This is a genomic window from Pseudomonas sp. MIS38, assembly GCF_019891575.1.
Classification (GTDB): domain Bacteria; phylum Pseudomonadota; class Gammaproteobacteria; order Pseudomonadales; family Pseudomonadaceae; genus Aquipseudomonas; species Aquipseudomonas putida_A.
Genome location: NZ_JAFLXF010000014.1, coordinates 145,911 through 155,390 on the forward strand (window position 1 = coordinate 145,911; position 9,480 = coordinate 155,390).

Below are 9,480 nucleotides of genomic sequence, written 5' to 3' on the forward strand. Positions count from 1 at the left end.
CCAGCGAGACAGCAGCTGCTGACCAGTTGGTCAGTAATCGGCACCGAACATCAGGCTATTTCATTCCCGAACCTCGCCACCTTCCTCCAGTTCCAGCATCAATCCGCTCAGGCGCTTGACCTTGCGCTGCACCGCCTCTTCAAACACGCCAGCCCGGGGTTCGATCAAAGTGAACCAGTGTTTGGCCCGGGTAATACCGGTATAGATCAATTCCTTGGTCAACACCGGATTCAAGGCATCCGGCAGGATCAGCGCGGTGTGGGCGAACTCGGAGCCCTGGGATTTGTGCACCGTCATCGCGTACACCGTTTCCACATCGTTGAGCCGGCTCGGCAGCACGAAACGCACACCGCCCTGCCCGTCGTTACGCGGAAAGGCCACGCGCAGCACCGGTTTGCCGGCGTCCGGGCCTTCGCGCTCGGGCAACTTGAGGGCAATGCCAATATCGCCGTTCATCAGACCCAGACCGTAATCGTTGCGCGTCATCAGCACCGGCCGGCCTTCGTACCATTGCTGGTCATGCTCGATCAGGCGTGCCTTGACCAGCGTTTCGGTGATCCGCAGATTCAACCCTTCAACGCCCCAAGGCCCCTTGCGCACAGCACACAACAACTGGAAGGTGTCGAACGCCTGCAGCACTTCCCGCGCCCAGTTGATCCAGTCCGGATGCTCCAGCGGTCTTTCCGCTGGCGGGCGTTGTTGGCGCAGGATATTCAGATAGTGGCGATAACCCTTTGGACCTTCCCCATGACCGTCGAGCAGCAGCCGCTCGAACGTGTGATCGTGTTCGCCCTTGAGCGGCAGGGAAAACACGTCATCATAGTGACCGGCCGCCAGCAACTGGCGCGCCTCCTCCGGCAACTGCTGATTGACCCGCCGCGCCAGCTGACCGATGCCGCTGCCTTCACCGAAGCGTCGGGAATGGCGCAGCATCACCAGTTGCTGAGCCAAAGGATGCGAGCCGTCGTGGTCCTCGTGCAGGCCACTGTCCTGTAATGACTCACCACTGACCGACTCCAGCCACCGCCGGGTCTGCGGGTTGTACCAGCCTGCCTCGGCATCGCGGCACAGATCGCCGAGCACCGCCCCGGCCTCTACGGAGGCGAGTTGATCCTTGTCACCGAGCAACACCAGACGCGCATGCGCCGGCAACGCATCGAGCAGGTTAGCCATCATTTCCAGGTCGATCATGGAAGCTTCATCGACCACCAGCACATCCAGCGGCAAGCGGTTGCCGGCATGGTGGCGGAAATGTCGGGTGCCGGGCCGACTGCCCAACAAACGATGGACAGTGGTCACGTCGCAGGGGATCTTCTCGCGCACGTCTTCGGTGACTTGCAGCGACTGCACTTGCTGGCTGATGGACTCGGTCAACCGCGCAGCAGCCTTGCCCGTGGGCGCCGCCAGACGAATGCGCAACGGCTGACCGGCTTCCACCGCCGGCGCCTGAAGCAGCGCGAGCAGACGCACCACCGTGGTGGTTTTGCCAGTTCCCGGGCCGCCCGTGATGATGCTGAAGGCTCCCCGAGTGGCAAGCGCGCAGGCGAGTTTCTGCCAGTCGATCACTGCTCCGGGCCTGGCGGGGCCGAACAATTCATCGAGACGTTGGGGCAAGTCATCCGGCGGCGTTTCGCCTTGGGCCAGACGTGTGCGTAACGCCGCATCGATACGCCGCTCATAGGCCCAGTAGCGCCGCAGGTACAGACGCTTGCCGGACAGCACCAACGGTCGCTGATGCGCCGCTTCGCTATTGTCCGCAGCGAGTGCAACCAGAGCGCTGCTCGCCAGCACCTTGCACCAATGGGCGCCATCCAGCGTTCCAAGCAACTGCGACGGCAGGAGCAAGACATCACTTTGCTCATCGCCTTCAGGAGGTAAAGACAGGGCGAAATCCGGGGCCTTGAGGGTTTCGAACAAGTCGAGGCAGACATGTCCGTGACCCAGTTGATGGCTGGTCAGTGCGGCAGCGAGCAACACCAGTGGATCGGACTGGGGTGCGAGTTCGTAAAGAAAACCGATAAAGGCCTTGTCAAGCGAACGAAGCCAGCCTCGCTCGACCCAGCGATCAAGCAAGATCAGCAGATCCGAGGCACTGGTCAGTGGCGCCAGGCTCGACGGGTTGTCGATAGCCGATGACAGATCGGCGAAGGTACGGCTCATAGCAGGACTCCCTGTTCCCATGCGGGTTCGGCCTTGGGTTCCGGCTTGCCCTGGAAAAGGCGATCCAGGCGCTCGATCAGTTCGCGCGGCGGCCGCGCAAAATACACCCCGCGACTGTCTGCCCGGGTCCCGCGCAGGAACACATACAACGCACCACCGACATGTCGATCGTAATCGTAGTCAGGCAACCGCGCCTTCAGTTGTCGATGCAACGCCAGCAGATACAACACGTATTGCAGGTCATAACGGTTGTCGAGAATCGAGCGCTCCATGGCTTGCTCGGTATAGGCCGCATCGTCGACACCCAGCCAGTTGGATTTGTAGTCAGCGACGTAGTAGCGCCCTTCATGTTCGAAAGTCAGGTCGATGAAGCCTTTGAACATGCCGTTGAGCTGTACTGGCTCGGCGGCCACTCGTGCCACACCGTTGTGGGTGTACTGGCGCACCCACTCATCGAGTTTGAGAACATCGACCTTGTGGCTGGCGAACCAGAACTCCATCTCGACGCGGTACTGTTTCAGTTGCTCGAGAACCACCGGAGGCTGTCCGCCACCTGCTGGCAGCGACGACTTGAGCAAGTGTTGCAGCCAGTCACTCAGGGTGGTGATCCACCCCTCCCAACCACGCAGGTTGCAGCGCCGGCCAATCGCATCCTTGAGCGTTTCAAAAGGAACGGCAAAACCTTCGTCTCCGGCCCATTCGAGCAGACCATGAAGAAAGGTTCCCGGATTCGGACCGCGGGGAAAACGATGAATATCGGCGCCACCGGCCACGATCTCGCGTGGCGCTTCCGGGTCGAGACGCTCATCATCAAACAGCTTTTGCGCTTGTGGACTGTCCGGCGCCTCATCGCTGCCCACGCTCAATACGTCACTGATGCGCAAAGCACTGTAGGAGGCAATCCACCAGTTTTCGCTGGCCTTGCGCTTGGGCACCAATGTAGCGCTGAGGATCGCTTCGTTACGCTCGGGCCGGTAGATCTCCTGAGTGGCTTGAGGCAACTCCCCCAAACTGATGGCCGTGCAGTTCTGCTGCAAATCCTGCAGCCAGCGGCTCAGACCGGTTGACTCATCCAGCCTTGCGCCGCCACCCAGGAGATAGCCAAGCGCCGAAAGATGAAGCACCGAACCGTTGTTATTACCGCGTTTGAGGTCCGTGACACCCAGCCAGCAGGCATGTTGCGCGCGAGTCAGGGCGACGTAGAGCAGACGCAGGTCCTCGGCCAGACGCTCGTCATCCGCCAGGGCGATCAATTCGGCGGTCGGCTTCAGTGTCACCTGGGCTTTGCCGGAGGCATCGTGGTAATGCAGCGGCATGCGACTGCCATCCACCGGTTTTGCCGAGCAGATGAAAGGCAGGAACACCAGTGGATACTCAAGCCCTTTGGACTTGTGAATGGTCACGACCTTGACCAGTTGCTCGTCACTCTCCAGACGCAATATCTGCTCTTCGCCGGCCTGACCGGACAACGCCAGAAGCTCGGCCAGATGACGAATCAGCGCTTGCTCGCCATCAAGCTCAGCGGCAGCCTGCTGCATCAGTTCCGACAAGTGCAAAAGGTTGGTCAGTACCCGCTCGCCATCACTGCGTGCGATCAGGGTCTGCGGCAGGTGAAAGTCGTGCAGCAGGCGTCGCAACATAGGCAGCACACCTTGCTTGCGCCACAGTTCGCGATAGCCACGAAACTGCATGACCCGGGCTTCCCAGACCAACTCGTCCTGATTCAAACGTTCCAGTTCAGCCAACGGCAGATTGAGGGTGATGCAAGCCAGCGCAGCCTTCAGAGAGCGCTCGACATCCGGCTCCGCGCAGGCCTTGAGCCAGGAGAGCAGGTCATGCGCTTCCTGGGCGGCGAACACCGAGTCCTTGTCCGACAGGTAAACGCTGCGCACGCCACGGGCCGCGAGTTCTGCGCGTACGGCTTGGGCCTCTTTGCCGTCGCGTACCAGAATCGCAATGTCAGAGGGTCGCAAGCCTCTGAAGTCTTCTCCGTCGCGGACAAATCCCGCCGCACCGGCTTGCCCGCCATTGAGCAACGCGGTGATTTCGCTGGCACAGGCCGCCGCCAACTGCTGGCGATAGACCGCGCCTGACAGCGGCTGCTCCGTCGACAGGTGCCAGACATTCAGTGCCGCGACATCGTGCCCGGCGATCTGCAGCCGCTCTTTACGCCCCTGAGACTCAACAGGCTGGAACGGCACCGGGTTTTCCCCGGTTTTTTCCCGAAACAAAAACGCGCCGCGTCCCTGCTCGCGGGACTCGGCGCGTTCGAATACGTGATTGACCGCGTTGACCATGCCATGGCTGGAGCGGAAGTTGGTGCCCAGCGTATGCAGGCGGCCGGCAGTGGCCTGACGCGCACGCAGGTAGGTGTAGATATCGGCGCCACGGAACGCGTAGATCGCCTGCTTGGGGTCACCGATCAGGAACAGACCGGTATCCGGACTGTTGTCCTCGATGCGGTAGATGCTCTCGAAGATCCGGTATTGCACCGGGTCGGTGTCCTGAAACTCATCGATCAGAGCAACCGGAAACTGCTCGCGGATCACCGCAGCAAGGCGCTCGCCGCTGTCGGATTGCAACGCCGCATCGAGGCGCAACAGCATGTCGTCGAAGCCCATTTCCGCACGACGACGCTTCTCTTCCTCAAAACGCGCGCCCACCCATCGCGCCGCATGTTGCAATACGGCGGCATCGGGGGTGGGAAGCGCGTCGAGGCTCGACTTGAGCCCCGGCATCGCGTCGAGACCCGGATGACTCGGTGCCTGGCCCTTCCAGGCTTCGGCCATTCCGTCAGGGGTCAATCGGGTGAAACCGGTGCCGATGTCCAGTTGCTCCATGGCCTCGTCTTCGGCCCACGCCTTGAGTTTCTCGAACCAGGGCTCGAAGTAGCGCGCCTGCATCTTGCGTCCATCGACGGCTTTGCTCGCAACGCCTTCGTGACAGATCACCAGCAGCTCATCGGCCCACTGACGCCACGGCATCTTCAGTTCGAGCAACGCGGCACGCCGTTCTTGCAGACACTCGTCGATCAGCTCTGCGGGGACCTTGCCGTCATCACTGTCGCGCTCACTGCCAAACAGGCCGCGCACTCGTGGCAACAACGCTGCCGGCCCACCCCAGTTAGCGCGAACCCAGTTCAGCGCGTCGCCCTGCATCGGGTAACAGAACAGTCGCCAGTAATCGCGCAGTACTTCACCGAGCAGATCGCTGTGATCGGTTTCCAGGGACTGGGTAAACAGGCTGCCGCTGTCGAACGCGTGTTCGCGCAGCATGCGCTGGCACCAACTGTGGATGGTGGAGACGGCCGCTTCATCCATCCATTGCGCGGCGATGTCCAGGCGATTGGCGCAACCGGGCCATTGTGCCGGGTCAAACTGCTCGCGCAGCTCGGCAATCAAGCCATCCGGCGCCGGGGTTTCTTCACGGAAAAACCGCGCAGCCTCGGCCAGCCGCGTACGGATTCTTTCACGCAGCTCCTTGGTGGCGGCATCGGTGAAGGTCACCACAAGAATCTGCGGGGGCAGCAATTCACGGCCGAAGCCGCTCGATTCGCCGCCGTGGCCAAGGATCAGCCGCAGATAGAGAGCAGAAATGGTAAAGGTCTTGCCGGTACCCGCACTGGCTTCGATGAGTTGACTGCCGTGCAGCGGGAAGGCCAGAGCCAGCGGTGTTTTGGTACTCATGCGCGTGCCCCTTCGCTGGCCAACGAGCGCCATGGCGCTTCCAACAGGGGGCGATACAACGCGTCGCACCAACCGGAGAATGTTTCGTCGGCACTCAATGCGTCAAAGTCAGCGAATTGGCGTGACAGCGCAGGGCTTTCACGGCGCTCACCGTCACTGGTCTGGCCGTCGCCTTCGTAGGCTTTTCTGGCAGCCGCCTCAGCCTTGAGCGGATCAGTCTGCGCAAGCCAGGCGAAGGCCGTCTTGACCGCGATCGGCAGCGGCTGGCGCATGCCGACCTGCCAGGCGAGCAGCAGATCACCCAGAAAACGAACCGCTCGGTCCTTCTCCGTCGGCTCAAGCAGCAGCGTATCGTCACTCGCCACCAGTGCCGTGGTCAGGATAAGTCCGCTGGCGCAGGCCACCAGGTGATTGACCCACGGCTTGATCAACCGATGCCATTTCCGACTTTTGATCGAGCCGATGCTGTTGGGAATGGTCGTGACCGACAACACGCCACCGTCAGCGCGTTGATGCAAACCGGCGAGCCAGCCTTCAACACGCACGCCCTGCAACTCAAGACTGACCGGGAGCGCGCTGGTCAATGGTGTCGGCCATAACGCCAGAAGGTGTTGGTAACGTTGCAGCAAGTCAGGTAACGGCTCGATCAACTCTCGTTGCAGGCATTCGCCGAAGCCGGCCATGGGCAGCAATCCGCTGTTTTGCAAACGCCGCGCCTGATCTTCGAGTGCCCGATTGATATTGTCCGGCTGCCGGAGTGCGGCTTCGAGCAGGCTGTCGCTCAGTGTGTAGCGTTGCAATGCGTCCAGCACGAACGGTTCTTCGTCAGCCAGGGGCGCCTCGGCGGCCTCGAAGTACACTTTGAGGCGCTGCGTGAAAAAGTGCCGGACCGGGTTACGCAAGAAATCCTGCAGCAGAGCCAGACTCAGCGGCTCCTCCTGAACATGGGGCGCGAGTAGCTCCATCTCATGTTGTGGCGCATGCACCTGGTGCAAGACCTGCCATTCACGGGCATAACTGAATAGTTGATCGCCTTCATGGAAATAGCGCGAACTGAACGGTTGCAGGGGGTGCTCCTCGGTCATGGAGGTCAACAGATCCTGATGCTCATCGAGCGACCGCCAGCCACTGGCGAGGTGATCGCGCAACTGCCCGATCAGCACTGAAGCAGGCCGTTCACTGTTGTCGCGAATGCTGCGTCCGACCCAACTGATGTAGAGCTGATCGCGCGCAGACAGGAGCGCCTCGAGCAACAGATAGCGATCGTCTTCACGCCGGGAACGGTCCCCTGGCCGGTAGTCACTGCCCATGAGGTCGAAGTCCAGCGGGGGTTGCGCCCGGGGATAATCGCCATCGTTCATCCCCAGCAAACAGACAAGCTTGAACGGGATCGCCCGCATGGGCATCAGCGTGCAAAAGTTTACTGCGCCGGCGAGAAAACGCTGGGACAGACGCCCCTGATCCAGCCCCGCGAGCCAGGCTTCACGAACCACCGTCAGCGGCAATTCATCGACCAATCCAACGGATTCACAGGTCTGCAGCCAGGTTTCGCGCAACTCCTCAAGTTGCGTGAGCAGATAATCGTCGTGCTCGTTACTGGCCTTGAAAAACAGCTGCATCAGGATTTGCAGGCGCTGGCCCCACACCTTGGGCTGAGCGACTTGAGTGAGTTCGTGATGGGCCAGTTCCAATGCATCGAGCAGGGCAACCAACGGACCGATCAACGCAGCATCCAGACCACCGATTTCATCGTAGGGTTCGATACCGGCACAGGCGCTGGAGCTGCCAACTGCGTACCCCAACAACATCCGCCGCAAACCGAAATGCCAGCTGTTCTGTTCAAGCTCATCCGGCAAGCCCAGGCCGGCACGTTGCCCGGCGTTCATTCCCCAGCGCACGCCTGCTCCTTCGATCCAGCGATGCAGAGTAGGCAAATCACGCTCTTGTACGCCAAATCGGGCGCGCAACGCAGGGACGTCGAGCAGATCGAGGATCTCGCTCACCGGGAAACGACTATCGGGCAGCTTCAGCAGGTGCTCGACAGCAATCAGCAACGGATCGCGGCCCCGCTGGCCCTGGTCGGCCAAGGTAAATGGAATGAAGCGTGGATCATGTCGATCCAGTTGTCCGAACACCGCCCGGATATGCGGCGCATAGCTGTCGATGTCCGGCACCATCACAATTACATCTCGTGGGCGCAGATCTGGATTGGCGCTGAAGCGTGCGAGTAACTGATCGTGAAGGATTTCCACTTCGCGCTGGGCACTGTGGGCTATGTGGAAGCGGATCGACCCATCCTGCGTCAAGTCAACGGCAGGCCAGCGCTCACGCGTTTCATTGAGTGGCCGCAACTCGAGGATGTCGTCCTGAAGTTGGTTGAGCATGTTATGTGGCTGATTTTCGCTGAACAGATCAATGCGCCCGTCACGAAACGCCGCGCGATAGCTGTTGGGGTCATCGTAACTGTCGAGCAGGTTGATATAGTCGCGGCCTTGCTTGCCCCAGGCGGCGAGCAGCGGATGAGCATGTTGGTGCAACGTTTCAGGATCGAGTACGACCGGCATGCCGTTCTTGCGGCTCTGACGCTTGTATTGATGACGCAGCAGATCCTTGTCGGCGACGATATCGGCCCAGTGGTGTCGGCAAGGGTTGTGTACACACAACAGCACCTGACTGAAACGTGCGAGTCCGGCCAACGCTTCAAGCACCTGGGCGGGCAACGAGGATATACCGAACACGATCACCCGCGAGGGTAGTCCTGCTGGTGCATGTTCGAGGGAATTTATGCACTCGATAAATCGTTGATGAACACCGGCGCGGCTCTGGGCCATGCCTTGCTCACCGACATCTTCCAAAAGAGCACGCCACAGTTCAGCCTGCCAGCAACTGACTGGAGGCAGTGGCTTTATCTCGCCTCGAACATTACGTAACTGATGCCGGCCCTCGGCCCAATCTTCGAGCCAGTCGGCCCGATACACCTGATATTGGTCAAACAGGTCTGCCAGGCGCTCGGACAACTGGTAGCGCTTGCGCAAGTCGGTGTCATGGGTGAGGAAGCGTTGTAGCGGTTCGAAATGGGGGCGATCAATCACTTGCGGCAACAGGCGCATCAGCCGCCAGGTCAGGGGAGCTTTGTCGAGCAGGGATGTGGCGGGGATTTCGTCTCGGCCCAACACCATACGGTAGAGCTGCCACATGAAACTGCCTGGAAGCTGCACATCGATGGCAGCGGCTATTCCGCAACCACCGAGATCGTCCTCTTCAGGATCTTCTGCCAATGCCAGCTTGAGCCATTGGGCGATACCGTTGCTTTGGACCAGAGCGATTTCGTTCTCCAAGGGAGCCAATGGGTAGCGCCGCATGATGCTGACCACCAGGCTGCGCAGCTCGTCCAGGCTATTGCTCTGAACCACCATGAATGCAGCGTTGAGGGACGAGGCGTCCGGCATAAAAGCTTCCTTGGAAAAGTACAAAAGCCAAGGCAGAACCTTAGCACTGTCGGCAGGCTGTGACAGCCGGAAGGGCCTACCGCATGCTGTAGGAACTTTCCTGCGGGCAAAACAAAACCCCAACTGCTTTCGCAATTGGGGTTTCGGAATTTAATCTTGACGATGACCTACTCTCACATGGGGAA

General features: G+C 60.5%; 3 protein-coding genes. All 3 read right to left on the reverse strand.

The window, feature by feature from the left end; genetic code table 11:
- Positions 1-60 precede the first annotated feature (60 nt).
- The 3 genes from recD to recC are packed head-to-tail and all read right to left on the reverse strand — an operon-like array spanning position 61 to position 9,295.
- Positions 61-2,160 carry an exodeoxyribonuclease V subunit alpha gene (gene recD, locus J1G18_RS17390; RefSeq protein WP_223008137.1) on the reverse strand — a complete coding sequence of 700 codons (2,100 nt, stop codon included), beginning with the start codon at positions 2,158-2,160 and terminating at the stop codon, positions 61-63.
- Positions 2,157-5,846 carry an exodeoxyribonuclease V subunit beta gene (gene recB, locus J1G18_RS17395; protein WP_223008138.1) on the reverse strand — a complete coding sequence of 1,230 codons (3,690 nt, stop codon included), beginning with the start codon at positions 5,844-5,846 and terminating at the stop codon, positions 2,157-2,159. The genes recD and recB overlap by 4 nt, the downstream gene beginning before the upstream one ends.
- Entirely contained in the window at positions 5,843-9,295 is a 3,453-nt protein-coding gene (gene recC / locus J1G18_RS17400; protein WP_210559099.1) for an exodeoxyribonuclease V subunit gamma, read from the reverse strand. The genes recB and recC overlap by 4 nt, the downstream gene beginning before the upstream one ends.
- Between the last annotated feature and the right edge of the window lie 185 nt (positions 9,296-9,480).